General features: G+C 69.3%; 15 protein-coding genes. 14 read left to right on the top strand and 1 reads right to left on the bottom strand.

Features of this window, described 5'->3' with window-relative positions; all coding sequences use genetic code 11:
* Window positions 1-5: 5 nt before the first annotated feature.
* A complete protein-coding gene (locus A7V84_RS01300) occupies window positions 6-1,085 on the bottom strand; it encodes a DNA-binding protein (RefSeq protein ID WP_063492280.1) in 1,080 nt (359 codons plus the stop codon).
* Window positions 1,086-1,321: 236 nt separating this feature from the next.
* Here A7V84_RS01300 and A7V84_RS01295 point away from each other — a divergent pair, with 236 nt between their 5' ends.
* The 14 genes from A7V84_RS01295 to A7V84_RS01230 all read left to right on the top strand — a co-directional run bounded on the left by A7V84_RS01295 (window position 1,322) and on the right by A7V84_RS01230 (window position 13,505).
* Window positions 1,322-2,329 carry a site-specific integrase gene (locus A7V84_RS01295; protein WP_025516122.1) on the top strand — a complete coding sequence of 336 codons (1,008 nt, stop codon included), beginning with the start codon at window positions 1,322-1,324 and terminating at the stop codon, window positions 2,327-2,329.
* A gap of 99 nt (window positions 2,330-2,428) precedes the next feature.
* A complete protein-coding gene (locus tag A7V84_RS01290; protein ID WP_025516121.1) occupies window positions 2,429-2,710 on the top strand; it encodes a peptidylprolyl isomerase in 282 nt (93 codons plus the stop codon).
* A gap of 382 nt (window positions 2,711-3,092) precedes the next feature.
* A complete protein-coding gene (locus A7V84_RS01285) occupies window positions 3,093-3,806 on the top strand; it encodes a GntR family transcriptional regulator (protein ID WP_025516120.1) in 714 nt (237 codons plus the stop codon).
* On the top strand, window positions 3,803-4,522 hold the full coding sequence (locus A7V84_RS01280) for an ABC transporter ATP-binding protein (RefSeq protein WP_063492281.1): 720 nt from the start codon (window positions 3,803-3,805) through the stop codon (window positions 4,520-4,522). The genes A7V84_RS01285 and A7V84_RS01280 overlap by 4 nt, the downstream gene beginning before the upstream one ends.
* Entirely contained in the window at window positions 4,519-5,313 is a 795-nt protein-coding gene (locus A7V84_RS01275) for an ABC transporter permease (protein ID WP_052125714.1), read from the top strand. The genes A7V84_RS01280 and A7V84_RS01275 overlap by 4 nt, the downstream gene beginning before the upstream one ends.
* 19 nt (window positions 5,314-5,332) lie before the next feature.
* A complete protein-coding gene (locus tag A7V84_RS01270) occupies window positions 5,333-6,325 on the top strand; it encodes an ABC transporter substrate-binding protein (RefSeq protein ID WP_063492282.1) in 993 nt (330 codons plus the stop codon).
* A gap of 45 nt (window positions 6,326-6,370) precedes the next feature.
* On the top strand, window positions 6,371-7,375 hold the full coding sequence (locus tag A7V84_RS01265) for a zinc-binding dehydrogenase (protein ID WP_197479215.1): 1,005 nt from the start codon (window positions 6,371-6,373) through the stop codon (window positions 7,373-7,375).
* Window positions 7,376-7,391: 16 nt separating this feature from the next.
* Window positions 7,392-7,814: a PaaI family thioesterase gene (locus A7V84_RS01260; RefSeq protein WP_025516112.1), complete on the top strand. Its 423-nt coding sequence runs from the start codon at window positions 7,392-7,394 to the stop codon at window positions 7,812-7,814.
* A 4-nt stretch (window positions 7,815-7,818) separates the two neighbouring features.
* Window positions 7,819-9,345, top strand: a complete 1,527-nt coding sequence (locus tag A7V84_RS01255) for a class I adenylate-forming enzyme family protein (protein ID WP_063492283.1) — start codon at window positions 7,819-7,821, stop codon at window positions 9,343-9,345.
* Window positions 9,342-10,421 (top strand): ABC transporter substrate-binding protein, encoded by a 1,080-nt coding sequence (locus tag A7V84_RS01250; protein ID WP_063492284.1) that lies wholly within the window; start codon window positions 9,342-9,344, stop codon window positions 10,419-10,421. The genes A7V84_RS01255 and A7V84_RS01250 overlap by 4 nt, the downstream gene beginning before the upstream one ends.
* Window positions 10,418-11,707 carry an acyl-CoA thioester hydrolase/BAAT C-terminal domain-containing protein gene (locus tag A7V84_RS01245; protein WP_063492285.1) on the top strand — a complete coding sequence of 430 codons (1,290 nt, stop codon included), beginning with the start codon at window positions 10,418-10,420 and terminating at the stop codon, window positions 11,705-11,707. Before A7V84_RS01250 ends, A7V84_RS01245 begins: the two co-directional genes overlap by 4 nt.
* Window positions 11,704-12,462: an ABC transporter ATP-binding protein gene (locus A7V84_RS01240; RefSeq protein ID WP_025516105.1), complete on the top strand. Its 759-nt coding sequence runs from the start codon at window positions 11,704-11,706 to the stop codon at window positions 12,460-12,462. Before A7V84_RS01245 ends, A7V84_RS01240 begins: the two co-directional genes overlap by 4 nt.
* A complete protein-coding gene (locus A7V84_RS01235) occupies window positions 12,455-13,234 on the top strand; it encodes an ABC transporter permease (RefSeq protein WP_025516104.1) in 780 nt (259 codons plus the stop codon). Before A7V84_RS01240 ends, A7V84_RS01235 begins: the two co-directional genes overlap by 8 nt.
* 52 nt (window positions 13,235-13,286) lie before the next feature.
* The gene (locus A7V84_RS01230) at window positions 13,287-13,505 is read left to right on the top strand and encodes a SlyX family protein (protein WP_025516102.1); all 219 of its coding nucleotides are present in this window, start codon (window positions 13,287-13,289) and stop codon (window positions 13,503-13,505) included.
* Window positions 13,506-13,513: the final 8 nt, after the last annotated feature.

The raw sequence follows: 13,513 nt of genomic DNA, 5'->3' as shown, positions 1-13,513 counted from the left end.
GGGAGCTATGCGGTTTGATCCGGCGTGTCAGGCACCGGCGCGGGCATCGACGAGGGAGTCGCCAACGCGCGCGCCTGCACCAGGGCGGCGATCTGCCCATCCTTGATCTGCAGCTGGGCCTGCAGCTCCTGCAGACGCAGTTGCAGATCAGCCTGCCTTTCTGCCTGGGCGGTCTGCTGCTGCGCGAAGGCCTGGCGTTGCGCCTGGGCCTGGGCCTCGGCCACAGCCAGCTCGCCTGCGGACGTCGCGCGCAGTTGCGCCAGCTCGCGTTCCAGTTCGCGCGCAGCCTGCAGCGCCGCCTGCAAAGCCTCCTCGCGAGCGGCATCGCGCGCGCTGGCGCTGCGCCGCAGTTCTTCCAGCTCTTCCTGGGTGCGGCGCAGGGCTTGCCGCTGCGCGTCCAGGTCCAGCAACCAGCGCCGCTCGTGGCTGGCATGACGCGCTTCGGCCTGCGACATGGCCTCGCGGTGCGCCTGCTCCAGCTCGGCGCTGGCCCGCTGGTGCGTCTGAATGGCCTGGGCCAATGCCTGTTGGCCTTGCTGGCGTTCGGCCTGCGCCGCTTCGCGGGCCTGCTGCGCCTGCTGGCGCTCCTGCTCCAGCGTCAGTCGCAACGCCTCCAGCGCGCGCTCGCGCTCGCTCAACTGTTCGATGAGCGCCTCGCAACGGCTTTCGGCGGCCGCAGCCTGCCCCTGGGCCTGCGTCAGCGCAGACTCCAGATCGGTTTCGCGCTGGGCCAGCCGCACTTGGGCCTGAGCCAGCGCGGCGCGTTCGCCCACCAGCGCCTCGGCCTCTGCCTGCAGCGCCCGCTGAGCCTGAGCGGCGGCCGCTGCGGCCTCGGCCTGCGCCGCCTCGCAAGCCACCGCCCACAGACGCTGGGCCGCATCGCGTACCGGATCGGGGGCCTCGCCCACGCCCGAACTGGCGATCAGACGAGGGCCCAGTTGCTGGAACCAGGCCTTCAGGTGTGGGCCCACGGTATTCGGTGAACCGCGCCCCAGATGCAGCCGCACCCGCTCGATGGTGGGTTGCTCGCCGGCTTGCAGCACCGCATCGGCGGCTTCCCAGACATCCGCTTGTTGAATCGCCATTCGTTTATCCCGCAAGACGTGGTTTTCCTCTATTAGCGCGGATAATATATATTTATCCGACCTAACTGAATGTTTGATGTATTAAATAATACATACTACATATGTTTTACAACAACACCAAGCGAAATCTAAGCCCACGCCCGGAGAATGGAGGGGAATCCCCGCCCGCAAGCCTGCCGGCCTCGCCCGCCGCGTTGCTGCAAGCCCTGGGGCCCAGTGGCGAGTCATTGCGCGCCCTGATGCGCGAGGGCAGCTCGAAGAACACCCAGGCGGCCTATCGCGCCGCGCTGCGGTACTGGGCCGCCTGGCATCGCGAACGTTTTCAGCAACCCTTTGCCCTGCCCTTGCCGGTGACGGCGGTGCTGCAGTTCGTGGCGGATCATCTGGAGCACGTCGGCACGGTTGACGGCCTGAGCCGCCGCGCCCACGACCTGCCGCCCGAGGTGGACCAGGCCCTGGTGGCGGCCGGGGTCAAACGCGGTCTGGGGCCGCTGAAACTGTCAACCGTGCGCCACCGCCTGGCGGTGCTGTCCGAAGCCCACGAGAGCCTGGGGCTGGCCAACCCCTGCCGCGACCGCGCCGTGCGCAGTCTGATGGCGCGCAGCCGCGCCGCCTATGCGCGGCGGGGCGAGCTGCCGCAGGGCAAGGACGCCCTCACACGGGAGCCCCTGGAGCGCCTGCTGGCCACCTGCGACGACAGCCTGATCGGCCTGCGCGACCGGGCCATGTTGCTGTTCGCCTGGGCCAGCGGCGGACGCAGGCGCTCGGAAGTCGTGGGGGCCACCTGCGAACAGTTGCAAGCCACGCCCGACGGCTACGTCTTCACGCTGGCCCACTCCAAGACCAACCAGCAGGGCCAGATGCGCGCCGACGTATACAAGCCGGTGGTCGGCCGCGCCGCGCGCGCCCTGGATGCCTGGCTGGATGCCGCCGGCATCAGCGCCGGTCCGCTTTTCCGGCGAGTCAGCCGAGGTGGACAGATCGGCCCGGCATTGGGCGCCGAGGCGCTGCGCCGCATGGTGCAGGCGCGCGCCGCCCAGGCCGGGCTGGAGGGGGATTTCAGCGCGCACAGCCTGCGCGCCGGATTCGTCACCGAGGCCGGACGGCAAGGCCTGCCCCTGGCCGACGTCATGGCCATGACCGGACATGCCAGCGTGGCCAGCGTGGTCGGCTACCACCGCGCCGGCTCGGTGGCGGCCTCGCGCGCCGCGCGCCTGCTCGACGAAGACGCGCCGGCGGCCTGAAACCGCGCTCAGGCCCGGCTACACTAGCGTTTCCGGCGGGTTGCGGCCCGTCTCACCCACCCGGCGCCGGTCAGCGGCCGCGCCAACCAGGAGCTTCACATGGCACACGCCTCCGCCCGTCATATCCTCGTTTCCACCGAAGCCAAGGCCCAGGAACTGAAAACCGCCATCGAAAACGGCGCCGATTTCGCCCAGCTGGCCAAGGAAAACTCCAGCTGCCCCTCCAGCCGCCAGGGCGGCGAACTGGGCACCTTCGGCCCGGGCGAAATGGTGCGCGAATTCGACGAAGTGGTGTTCAGCGCCCCGGTCAACCAGGTCCAGGGCCCGGTCAAGACCCAATTCGGCTACCACCTGGTCGAAGTCACCGACCGCCAGGACTAAGCCGCCCGCGGGCCGCCAGCGGCCCGCCCGGCTGGCCAGACCTGCGCCCCGCCCTCGGCTCATGCCGCCGGGCGGGGCGTTTTGTTTGGCGCCAGATCCGGCTTGCCAATCCCCCCCGGCGAGCCGGCCCCTGGCCGCGGTCGCCGGGACGGCCGCCTGCGCCAGCGCAGGCCCGCAACACGGCCCCGCCCCGACAGGCGGCGCTGCGCCGCGGTTACGACGGCGCTGGGCAGCCCAGCTGGGCCGTTCAGAGACGGGTATATCCATACTCCGCATTCTTCGTTTCGTCCTGCTCCATGCCTTCCTAGAATGCCTGCATCAACGGTTGAAACGCCAGCGGCAAGCCGCTCAGAGGCGCTCGCCGGGCTTCTCAAGATGCAGCATGAACGACCCTAACTCCCCTTCCCTCAGTGCCGGCGATGACGCCTACCGCCGGCTGCGCCGCGATGTCATCTCCTGCCGCCTGGCTCCGGGCGCTTTCGTCACGGAGCCGGAGCTGATGGCGCGCTACGACATTCGCAAGACCAGTTGCCGCCTGGCCCTGACCCGGCTGACCCAGGAGGGGCTGGTGCGCTCGCGACCGCGCAAAGGGCATCAGATCGCACCCATCACGCTGCGCGATGTCGAGGAAGTCTTTCAACTGCGGGTGCAGCTTGAGCCCCTGGCGGCCCGCCTGGCCGTCGGCCGGGTGGACCTGGACCAGCTGCGCGCCCTGGAGGCGGCTTGCCGCGAACCGCATCCGGTGCTTGGGCTGACGGCCCAGATCGATGTCTTCATGGACGCCAACAAGGCCTTTCATCTGGCCATCGCCGAGGCCAGCGGCAATCAGCGCCTGCTGCGCCAGCTGAGCATCTTGCTGGACGAAATGTCGCGTCTGGTGGCCCTGGGTTTCGGCGTGCAAAAGACCAAACCGGAAATCAAGCACGATCACAACGCCTTGATCGAGGCGTTTGCCGACCACGACGTGCGCCGGGTCGAGCAGATCACGCGCCGTCATATCGAGACGTTCCAGGCCATGACGCTGGAGAAGCTGTATGCCAGTCTGGCGCAGACCGGCGCGGCCGTGCCCGTGCACGGCCCCGGGAGCTGGCAATGAGCGCCGCCCTGACCCTGAGCGGCGTATCGCAGCACTTCGGCGCCCATGAGGTGCTGCGCGGCATCGATCTGCAACTGGCGCCGGGCGAAATCGTCGCGCTGCTGGGCGCCTCGGGCTGCGGCAAGTCAACCTTGCTGAATCTGGTGGCCGGGCTGCGCCCGCTCCAGCAAGGCCGCATCACGCTGCAGCCGGCCGGCGCGCGCCTGGGCTATCTGTTCCAGGAGGACCGTCTGCTGCCCTGGCTGTCGGTGCTGGACAATGCCGCCCTCGGGCTGGAGCCCCTGGGGCTGGGGCGAGCCGCGCGCCGGGAGCGCGCTCGCCAGGCGCTCGCGCTGGTCGGGCTGGCGGACTTCGCCCTGGCATGGCCGCACATGCTCTCCGGCGGCATGCGCAGCCGCGCAGCACTGGCCCGCAGCCTGGTTACCGATCCGGCGTTGCTTCTGATGGACGAACCATTCTCCAAGCTCGACCCGAACACCCGCAACCAGATGCATGCCGAACTGCTGGCCATCCAGGCCCGGCGCGGCACCACCATTCTGATGGTCACCCATGACGTCGAAGAGGCCGTGGTGCTGGCCGATAAGGTAGTGCTGCTCGCGCCACGCCCCGGACGCATTGCCCACACCCGGACGCTGGATCTGCCCCGGCCTCGTCTGCCGACCGATCCATCCGTGACCGAGACCACGCGCCAGCTGCGCCTGCAGGTGAGCGCATGAAGACACGCACCCTGAATCTGCCCGGGCCCGCCGCGCCCCTGCGCTGGCCCGCACTCTGGCTGGCGCGCCTGGGCCTGCTGGCCGCCTTCGTGTTGCTGTGGGCCTGGGCCGCCAGCCGCGTGCCGGCCTTCATCCTGCCCGGCCCCCGGCGCGTGGGTCAGGCCCTGGCGACGCTGCTGACGGCGCCAGGATTCTGGAACGAGGTCGGCGTGACCTGCTATCGCGTGCTGGCCGGCTTCGGCCTGGCGGCCGTGGTCGGTGCGCCGCTGGGCCTGGCCCTGGGCGCGAGCCGCGGACTGGCCAGCGTGTTCGAACCGGTGCTGGCCGTGTTGAACACAGTGTCCTCGGCCATCTGGGCGGTGTTCGCCATCATCTGGTTCGGGCTTTCCAATGGGGCAACCGTGTTCGTGGTGTTCATGACCGCGATGCCGCTGATCCTCACCAATGTCTGGCAAGGCGCACGCAACGTGGACCCGCAACTGCTGGAGCTGACCCGCACGCTGGGATTTTCGCGCCTGCGCACGCTCTGGCGCGTGCACCTGCCGGCCATCCTGCCCTACTTCTTCTCGGGCGCCCGCCTGGCGTTCGGTTTCGGCTGGCGCGTCTCGCTGGTGGCCGAAACCCTGGGCGCCTCAGACGGCATCGGCTACCGCCTGCGCCAGGCGGCAGACCTGGTGCAGACCGACCAGGTCTTCGCGTGGACCCTGTTGCTGGTGGCGCTGATGCTGGCGCTGGAGACCGGCGTACTCAAACCCCTGGAGCGCCACCTGTTCCGCTGGCAATCCTCTTGAACTGACTGGAGTTTCCCCTATGTTTCTCACCCGCCTGCTGCGCAAGGCGTCGGCCGCGCTCGCCCTGATTTTCCTGACTCCCCTGGCGCACGCCGCCGAGCCGGTGCGCATCGGTTACTGGAGCAGCGGCGTCAGCCTGGGCTTTGGCGCCGTGCTGGAAGCCACCCCCTTCCTTTCCGAACAAGGCCTGCAGGTCCAGTTCGTCCGCTTCCCCGAAGTGAATGCGCCGCTGCGCGCGCTGGCGGCCAACGCGATCGATCTGGCCTTCGGCGCGCCGGCCGCGGGCGTGTTCAGCAGCGCAGCCCAGGGCGTGCCGATCCAGGTCTTCGCCGCCACGCAACCGGCCGACGTGCAGTTCGTCGTGCCCGCCGACAGCCCTGTCACGGAACTCTCCCAGCTGCGCGGCAAGCGCATCGGCATGTCGCCGGCAGGCAGTTCGGTGGCGGTGATCGCCGGCGCCGTGCTGGCGGGCAATCATGGCCTGGAGCCGGGCGATTTTGCGCTGGTCGGCGGCAATGAATCCCGCCTGGTCCAGTTTCTCGCCCAGTCCCAGATCGATGCCGCGGCGCTGCGCTCGGTCACGCTGGCCCAGCTCGACCACGGCTTGAAGGTGCGCCGGCTTGGTTCTTTCGCCAGCGAATGGCAGCGCCTGACCGGCAGCCCGGCCGTGCCGTACATCGGCATCGCTGCAGTGCGCAGCGACTTTGCACAGGCGCATCCGGACACGCTGGCCCGCGTGATCGCCGCCCTGAGTCAGGCCAGCGATTGGGGCGCGGCCCACCCCCAGGAGGTGGCCGCCATCCTTACCCGCGCCGCCAACCTGCCGCCGGCCGACGCCCAGGCCTACGCCGAGCAATGGCCGCAGATGTACCGCATCAGCTTCGAGCCGGCCGACCTCACCACGCTGCGCCACCAACATCAGGTATTCGCGCAGGCCGGCCTGATCCAGGGCGAGTTGGCGCCGGGATTGTTTCTCACTGCGCCCTACGAGCAGGCCAAGACTCTGCGCTGACCCTCTTTCCCTTCCGACTTAAGGATGTCTGTCATGTCACAAACCATGAAAGCCCTGTTGCTCAACGAGCACGGCGGCCTGGAACAACTGCGGGTGGTCGCCGACCACCCCCGCCCTCGCGCCGATGAAGGTCATGTCGTGCTGCGCGTGCGCGCCGCCTCCTTCAACTATCACGATGTCTTCACGGTGCAGGGCATGCCCGGCATCAAGGTGCCGCTGCCGGTGGTGATCGGCCTGGACCTGGCCGGCGAGATCGCCGAGGTGGGCCCCGGCGTTGCCGGCTGGCAGGCAGGCGATCGCGTGCTGGTCAATCCGCTGAACCGCAAGCACGGCCTGATGGGCGAGATGCTCGACGGCGGCATGGCCGAGTACTGCCGGGTGGCCCAGGACCAGTTGATCGCCCTGCCGCAGCAAGTGGGGTTCGACGAAGCCGCCGCGCTGCCGGTGGCCTACGGCACGGCGCACCGGATGCTGGTCACCCACCGGACCGTGCGCCCCGGCGACCGCGTGCTGGTGCTGGGCGCCAGCGGCGGGGTCGGCACCGCCAGCGTGGTGCTGGCCAAGATGCTGGGCGCCGAAGTCATCGCCTGCGCCGGCAGCCCGTCCAAACTGGACGCCCTCAAGGCGCTGGGCGCGGACCACGTCGTCAACTACCGCGATACCGATTTCTCCAAGTGGGCCATTGAGCAATTCGGCAAGCCCCAGCGGCGCAGCCACGAGGGTGGCGTGGACGTGGTGGTGAACTTCACTGGCGGCGACACCTGGCGGCCCTCCCTCAAGTGCCTCAAGCGCGGCGGCACGCTGCTGGTCTGCGGCGCGACGGCCGGCCACGACCCGGCCGAGGACCTGCGTTACGTCTGGAGCTTCGAGCTGAACATCAAAGGCTCCAACAGTTTCTACGACGACAACCTCAAAGCCTTGCTCGATCTGGTGGCAGATGGCCGCATCCGGCCGCTGATCGACCGGCGCCTGCCCCTTGAGGAGGCCGCCCGCGGTCTGGCCCTGATCCGCGATCGCGAGGTGCTGGGCAAAGTCATCGTCAACCCCTGAACCCGAGGTGTCATCCATGAGCGCAAACCCGAATCTTCCCGACCCCGCCGACATCCAGGCGCGCCTGCTGCGCGGCCCCTACCATCAATGGCTGGGCCTGCAGGTCGAACGCCTCGCGCCAGGAGAGATCGAACTGCTGGCGCGCTGGCGCGAGGAGTGGGTGGTCAATCCGGACAAAGGCTATACCCACGGCGGCATCCTGGCAGCCCTGGTGGACCTGGCCGCCGACTGGGCGCTGGTATCCGAAACCGGGCGCGGCGTGCCCACCATCGACTTGCGGGTCGACTACCACCGCGCGGCCCAGCCGGGCGACCTGCGGGTCCACGGCAAGGTGATCAAGTTCGGCGGGCAGGTCTCCAGCGCCGAAGCCCATGTCTACGACAAGGACGGCAAACTGGTGGCCAGCGGCCGCGGCGTGTACGCCACGCCGAGGGGATAGTCCCATGACCGAGCGTCCCTTCTCCGTCAGCCATCTGGGCGCCCTGGCCGATCACTGGCCCGCGCATCGCCCGGCCCTCATCGCGCTGGATGACACCGGCCAGCCGACCGTCTGGCGCTATGGCGAATTGCGCGCACAGGCCTGCCGGCTGGGCAGCGCCCTGCTGGCGCGCGGACTGCCGCCCGGCGCGGCCGTGGCCATCCTGGCGGCCAACTCGGCCGACTATGTGGTGGCCTTGCTCGGGCTGGCGCGAGCGGGGCTGGTGGCGGTGCCGCTGAACATCAAGTTTCCGGCACAGACCCAGGCCGAGGTGCTGGCCGACAGTGGCGCGGTCCTGGTGCTGCATGACACCGCCCACTGCCCGCCCGGCGCGTTGCCGGCCATCGCCTTCGGTTCTTCGGCCTGGCACGCCTTGCTGGCCGAAGGCAATCCCCGGTTGCGGCCCCAGCCCCTGGCCGGCCTGGCCTTGCTGCTGTACACCTCGGGCTCGACCGGACGCCCCAAGGGCGTGCGCCTGAGCCATGCGGCGCAATGCTGGACCGTGCGCACCCGCCTGCAGGACACGCCGCTGGACCAGGAGCGCGCCCTCATTGCCGCGCCGCTCTATCACATGAATGCGCTTGCCCTGACCCAGCTGGCGCTGGCCAGCGGCGCCACGGCCATCCTGCTGCCACGCTTCGAGGCGCGCGCCTACCTGCAGGCCATCAGCACACACCGAGCCACCTGGCTGACCGCCGTGCCGCCCATGATCGCCATGCTGCTGCGCGAGGGTGAGGCGCTGGCGCGGGCCGACCTGTCGTCGGTGCGCGTCATCCGTCTCGGTTCGGCCCCCGTGCCGGACAAGCTCTGGCGCCAGATCCGCAGCTGGCTGCCACGGGCGCGCGTCATCAACGCCTATGGCACGACCGAAGGCGGGCCGGTGGTGTTCGGGCCCCATCCGCAGGGCCTGCCGACGCCGCCGGCGTCCGTCGGCTATCCGCATCCGGACGTCAGGTTGCGCCTGGTTCCCGGACCCGATGACGATGCCGATACCGGCCTGCTCGAACTGCGCAGCCCCGGCCTGATGCAGGGCTATCACCGGCGCCCCGATCTGCCATCTCCCTTTACGCACGATGGCTACTACCGCAGCGGCGATGTGTTCCGCCGTGACGCTCAGGGTTTCTACACCTTTGTGGGGCGGCGCGACGACATGTTTGTGTGCGGCGGCGAAAACATCTACCCCGCCGAGGTCGAGCGCATTCTCGAAGGCCATCCCAGCGTGCAGCAAGCCTGCGTGGTGCCCATGAGCGACGACATCAAAGGCGCCAAACCGGTCGCCTTCGTGGTCGCCCGCGACGGCCAGGCGATCGACGCCGCAGCCCTGCAACGCCACGCCCTGGCCCATGCCCCGGCCTACCAGCATCCGCGCCGGGTCTGGGTGCTGGCCGCGCTGCCCCTCAATGGCACTCACAAGATCGACCGCGCCGCGCTGGCCCGCGAGGCCGCCCGGCGCCTGGCCCCCCCTTCTTTGACCGCGACTGCTTCTTCATGACTGTATCGAAATCACTTTTCCGCTTGCCTGCGCTTGCGCTGTGCCTCGGCCTGAGCGCGCCAGCCGCGGCCCTGGACGAAGTCACCGTGGCCCTGGCCGTGCCGCTGGCCGTGCATGATGGCGGCCCCTATGCGGCCGCCGAGACGCTGGGCTACTTCAAGGCCGAGAACCTGGCGGTCAAGACGCTCGTATTTCAAGGCGCAGGCGCCCTGCTGCCCCAGGTGGCCAACCGGCGCGTGACCGTCGGCTATCCGACCTCCGAACCGGTCATTGCCAGCCATTTCAGCGGCAAGGATCCTTTGCCGTTGCGCTACTTCTACAACGGCGTGCCGACCAACACCATGGAATTCGCCGTGCTGGCCGATGGGCCGTTGCGCGAGCTGAGCGACCTGCGGCACCGCAAGGTCGGCGTGGGCGCCCTGACGTGGGGCACCATCCCGGGCGGGCGCGCCGCCTTGCGCAGCGCCGGCCTGCAACCCGGCAAGGACGTCGAATTCGTGGCCGTGGGAGCCCTTGCGGCGGGTTTTCAGGCCCTGCGCGCCGGCCAGGTCGACGCATTGAACTTCAACAGCAGCTGGAATGACATGCTGGAGCTGGGCGGCACTCCGATACGCCGTCTTTCCTATCCGCCGGTGTTTGCCGAAACGGCGGGCAATGGCTTCATCGCCCACCAGGACACGCTGCGCGAACAACCTGATCTGCTGGTGCGTTTTGCGCGCGCCTATACCAAAGGCCAGATTGCCTGCGAAGCCAATCCCGGGTTCTGCGTGGAGGCGTTCTGGCGCGCCAACCCGCAATCCAAACCTCCGGGCGAGGCGGCCGCCGAACGCGACAAGGCTGCCACCCTGCTGTCGCGCCGCCTGGCACGGGTACTGCATCGTCCCGAGGGCAGTCCGCGCATACCCGGCCAATACGATCTGCCCGCCATCCGGAGCAGCATCCAGGCCATGGTCCAGGCGGGCGAGTACCCCTCGGCCGACCTGCCGCTGGAGACGCTGTTTTCCAATGAGCTGATCGCCCGGATCAATGATTTCGATGCCGAAGCGGTACGCACCCAGGCCAAGGCGCAACCATGAGCACGCCGCGCCTGATTGTCGAACCGGCCGACGCCCTGGTCGATATGGCGCGCAGCATCCGCGCCGAGGACCTGCCGCCGGGGCCGGCCCAACTCAGCGCCACGCTGCTGCACCCCGATGGCAGCCGCTGGCAGAGCCAGGCCACCTTTCTCATCGGCCCGGACGGTGGCCTGGATCTGGATATCCATCCGCCGCTGGCTGGAGACTGGGACGTGCCAGACGCCATGAACGCCGTCACCGCCATGCGGCGGATCAGCCCGCCGCGCGAAGGCGCAGAGGCCGAAACCACCGATCCCTTGCACATCGACCTGCGCTTGCAGACGGCCACCGCTTGCCTGCGCGCCGGGCTGGTGCAGCGCTTCGCCTTGCCGGAGGTGCGCTGCGAAGCGCTGCGGAATACCCCATTCTCGGGTGCCCTCTACCACCCGCCCGGTGCTGGCCCGCACCCGGCCGTGGTGGTCTTCAATGGTTCCGGCGGCGGCGTGGCGCATCAGCGCGCCGCCGTGCTGGCCGCCCACGGCTATCTGGCGCTGGCGCTGGGCTATTTCAAATCCCCCGGGCGTCCCGAGGCCATTTCGGAGACACCGCTGGAGTACTTCGAGGCGGCATTGCAATGGCTGCACCGCAGTCATCGCCCGCGTGGCGGTTTCGTGGCGCTGACCGGACAGTCACGCGGCGCCGAGCTGTCATTGCTGCTGGGAGCGCGTTTCGCGCCCCTGGTCAGCGCGGTGGCGGCCTATGTGCCCAGCTCGGTGCTGCACGGCACGTTGCGCGCCGGCCGGCCCGGCCAGGCACCCGACGGGGTGGCCTGGACCTGGCAGGGCGAGCCCTTGCCCCATGTGTGGCAAGACAATCCGCTAGCCGACTGGAGCGCCTACCGAGCCCGACCCGGCGGCTGCGTGCCGGTGCGTCAAGCTCCTTCCTTCGTCAGCGCCCATCGCCACGCGCCCAGTGTGGCCGCGGCGCGCATCCCGGTAGAACAGATCCGGGGCCCGGTGCTGCTGGTGTCCGGCGGCGACGATGGTTTCTGGCCTTCGGCGATGTACGCCGATGAAGTAGCGGCCAGCCTGGCCCGTCACGGCCACCCCTGGCCGGTCATGCATCTGCGCGCCGATGGCGCCGGCCACGCCATCGGCTTGCCTTATCTGCCTGCCACCCTGATCGCCCGCCCGCATCCGGTGGCCGGCGTGGTGCTCGACGGCGGCGGCAGCGCCCGCGCCAACGCCCGGGCCAGCCGCCGTGCCTGGCAGGCGCTGCTTCGTTTCCTGAGCGAGGCCAGCGCATGAGCGTCGAACTCGCGTTCCGAGACGTGTGCCTGACCTACCCGGCACGGCGCGGCCCGATCGAGGCGCTGGGGCCGATCAGCCTGACCCTGGCCGAGGGTGAATTCGTGGCCGTGCTGGGGCCGTCGGGTTGCGGCAAATCCACCCTGCTGAAACTGGCGGCGGGGCTTGAGCGTCCCAGCGCCGGCGAGATTCTGCTGGGCGGCGAGCCTGTGCTCGGCCCCGGCGCACACACCGGCGTGGTCTTCCAGAAACCGAATCTGCTGCCCTGGCAGACCGTGGAGCGCAACGTGCTGCTGCCGGCACGCACCCGCGGGCTGCCGCTGGCTGCGGCGCAGGAGCGAGCGCGCCGCCTGCTGGAGCGGGTCGGGCTGTCCGCCTTTGCGCGCAACTACCCCTTCGAACTGTCGGGCGGGATGCAACAACGGGTGGGCATTGCACGCATGCTGTTGCCCGACCCTCCTCTATTGCTGATGGACGAGCCCTTCGCCGCCCTTGATGCGCTCACCCGTGAGGCGCTGACCCTCCAGCTGCAGGATATCTGGAGCCAGGACCGCAAATCCGTGCTGTTCATCACCCACAGCATCCCCGAAGCCGTTTTCCTAGCCGACCGCATCCTGGTGCTGTCGCCCCGTCCCGGGCGCATCGTCGAGGACTTCCGGCCCGGCCTGCTGCGCCCGCGCACGCCCGACACCCTTGGCCAGGCCGACTTCAACGCCGCCTGCCATCATCTACGCCGTCATTTCCGCCATGTCTGAACGCTCCCGCGCGCGGCTGCCCGCGCCTCTCTATCCTCTCATCAGCTTGGCCGTACTGCTGGCGCTGTGGCAGGCCGCGATCGAGGTATTCGCCATCCCCGATTACCTGCTGCCCGCTCCCGCCGCGGTCGGACAGGCCCTGGCGCAAGGGTTTGCCGACGGCAGTCTGTGGCCGCATATCGGCGCCACTCTTACCGAGGCCCTGAGCGGCTACGCGCTGGGCTGCGGCCTGGCCGTCATATCCGGTGCCCTGCTGGCTGAGTCGCGCACGTTCGAGCGCTTCTGCTATCCGGTGCTGATCGGCATCCAGGCCATGCCCAAGGTGGCGCTGGGGCCCATCATCCTGGTGTGGTTCGGGTTCGGGCTGGCCTCCAAGGTGGTGCTGGTCGCCCTGGTGTGCTTTTTCCCCCTGCTGGTGAACACCATCAACGGGATCCGCCGCAGCGACCCCGAGCTGCTGGACGCCTGCCGGGTGTTCTCGGCCTCGCGGCTCTTTCTGCTGCTGCAGGTGAAGCTGCCGGCGGCAGCCGGGGATATTTTCTCGGGACTGCAGATCGGCGTGTCGCTGGCGCTGATCGGTGCGGTGGTCGGCGAGTTCCTTTCGGCGCAACAGGGCCTGGGCTATCTGATCGCATCGGCCTCGGTCAGCATGAATCTGGCGGTCATGTTCGCCGGCGTGGCCCTGCTGGCAGTGCTGGGCCTGAGCGGCTCGCTGCTGATGCGCGGGTTGCACGCCCGCGTGGTGTTCTGGGAAGCCGGCGCGCGCCGCTGACCCGGGATCGACCATTGGCGTGCGGCGCCGGCTCTGGGGTTTAATACCGGTTATGGAACCCTCGCATGAACTGACATCGCGCGTGACCGAGCTGGAGGTCAAGCTGGCCTTTGCCGAAGACCTGCTCGAACGCCTGAACCAGCAGGTCTTCGAACAGCAAAAGCAGATTGCCGCGCTGGCCGGCCAGCTGGCCCAGGTCAGCCGGCAGATGCCGGAGGCCGCCAACGCCCCCTGGCGCAGCCTGCTCGACGAACGCCCGCCGCACTACTGAACCCGCAA

It is taken from the genome of Bordetella trematum, assembly GCF_900078335.1.
Classification (GTDB): domain Bacteria; phylum Pseudomonadota; class Gammaproteobacteria; order Burkholderiales; family Burkholderiaceae_B; genus Bordetella; species Bordetella trematum.
This window is presented reverse-complemented; position numbering and strand designations above follow the sequence as displayed.

What these genes read in the sequence shown, in the direction of transcription:
- A7V84_RS01300 (WP_063492280.1), bottom strand. Translation starts at nt 1,085, where the DNA reads ATGGCGATTCAACAAGCGGATGTCTGGGAAGCCGCCGATGCGGTGCTG.
- A7V84_RS01290 (WP_025516121.1), top strand. Translation starts at nt 2,429, where the DNA reads ATGGCACACGCCTCCGCCCGTCATATCCTCGTTTCCACCGAAGCCAAG.
- A7V84_RS01285 (WP_025516120.1), top strand. Translation starts at nt 3,093, where the DNA reads ATGAACGACCCTAACTCCCCTTCCCTCAGTGCCGGCGATGACGCCTAC.
- A7V84_RS01280 (WP_063492281.1), top strand. Translation starts at nt 3,803, where the DNA reads ATGAGCGCCGCCCTGACCCTGAGCGGCGTATCGCAGCACTTCGGCGCC.
- A7V84_RS01275 (WP_052125714.1), top strand. Translation starts at nt 4,519, where the DNA reads ATGAAGACACGCACCCTGAATCTGCCCGGGCCCGCCGCGCCCCTGCGC.
- A7V84_RS01270 (WP_063492282.1), top strand. Translation starts at nt 5,333, where the DNA reads ATGTTTCTCACCCGCCTGCTGCGCAAGGCGTCGGCCGCGCTCGCCCTG.
- A7V84_RS01265 (WP_197479215.1), top strand. Translation starts at nt 6,371, where the DNA reads ATGAAAGCCCTGTTGCTCAACGAGCACGGCGGCCTGGAACAACTGCGG.
- A7V84_RS01260 (WP_025516112.1), top strand. Translation starts at nt 7,392, where the DNA reads ATGAGCGCAAACCCGAATCTTCCCGACCCCGCCGACATCCAGGCGCGC.
- A7V84_RS01255 (WP_063492283.1), top strand. Translation starts at nt 7,819, where the DNA reads ATGACCGAGCGTCCCTTCTCCGTCAGCCATCTGGGCGCCCTGGCCGAT.
- A7V84_RS01250 (WP_063492284.1), top strand. Translation starts at nt 9,342, where the DNA reads ATGACTGTATCGAAATCACTTTTCCGCTTGCCTGCGCTTGCGCTGTGC.
- A7V84_RS01245 (WP_063492285.1), top strand. Translation starts at nt 10,418, where the DNA reads ATGAGCACGCCGCGCCTGATTGTCGAACCGGCCGACGCCCTGGTCGAT.
- A7V84_RS01240 (WP_025516105.1), top strand. Translation starts at nt 11,704, where the DNA reads ATGAGCGTCGAACTCGCGTTCCGAGACGTGTGCCTGACCTACCCGGCA.
- A7V84_RS01235 (WP_025516104.1), top strand. Translation starts at nt 12,455, where the DNA reads ATGTCTGAACGCTCCCGCGCGCGGCTGCCCGCGCCTCTCTATCCTCTC.
- A7V84_RS01230 (WP_025516102.1), top strand. Translation starts at nt 13,287, where the DNA reads ATGGAACCCTCGCATGAACTGACATCGCGCGTGACCGAGCTGGAGGTC.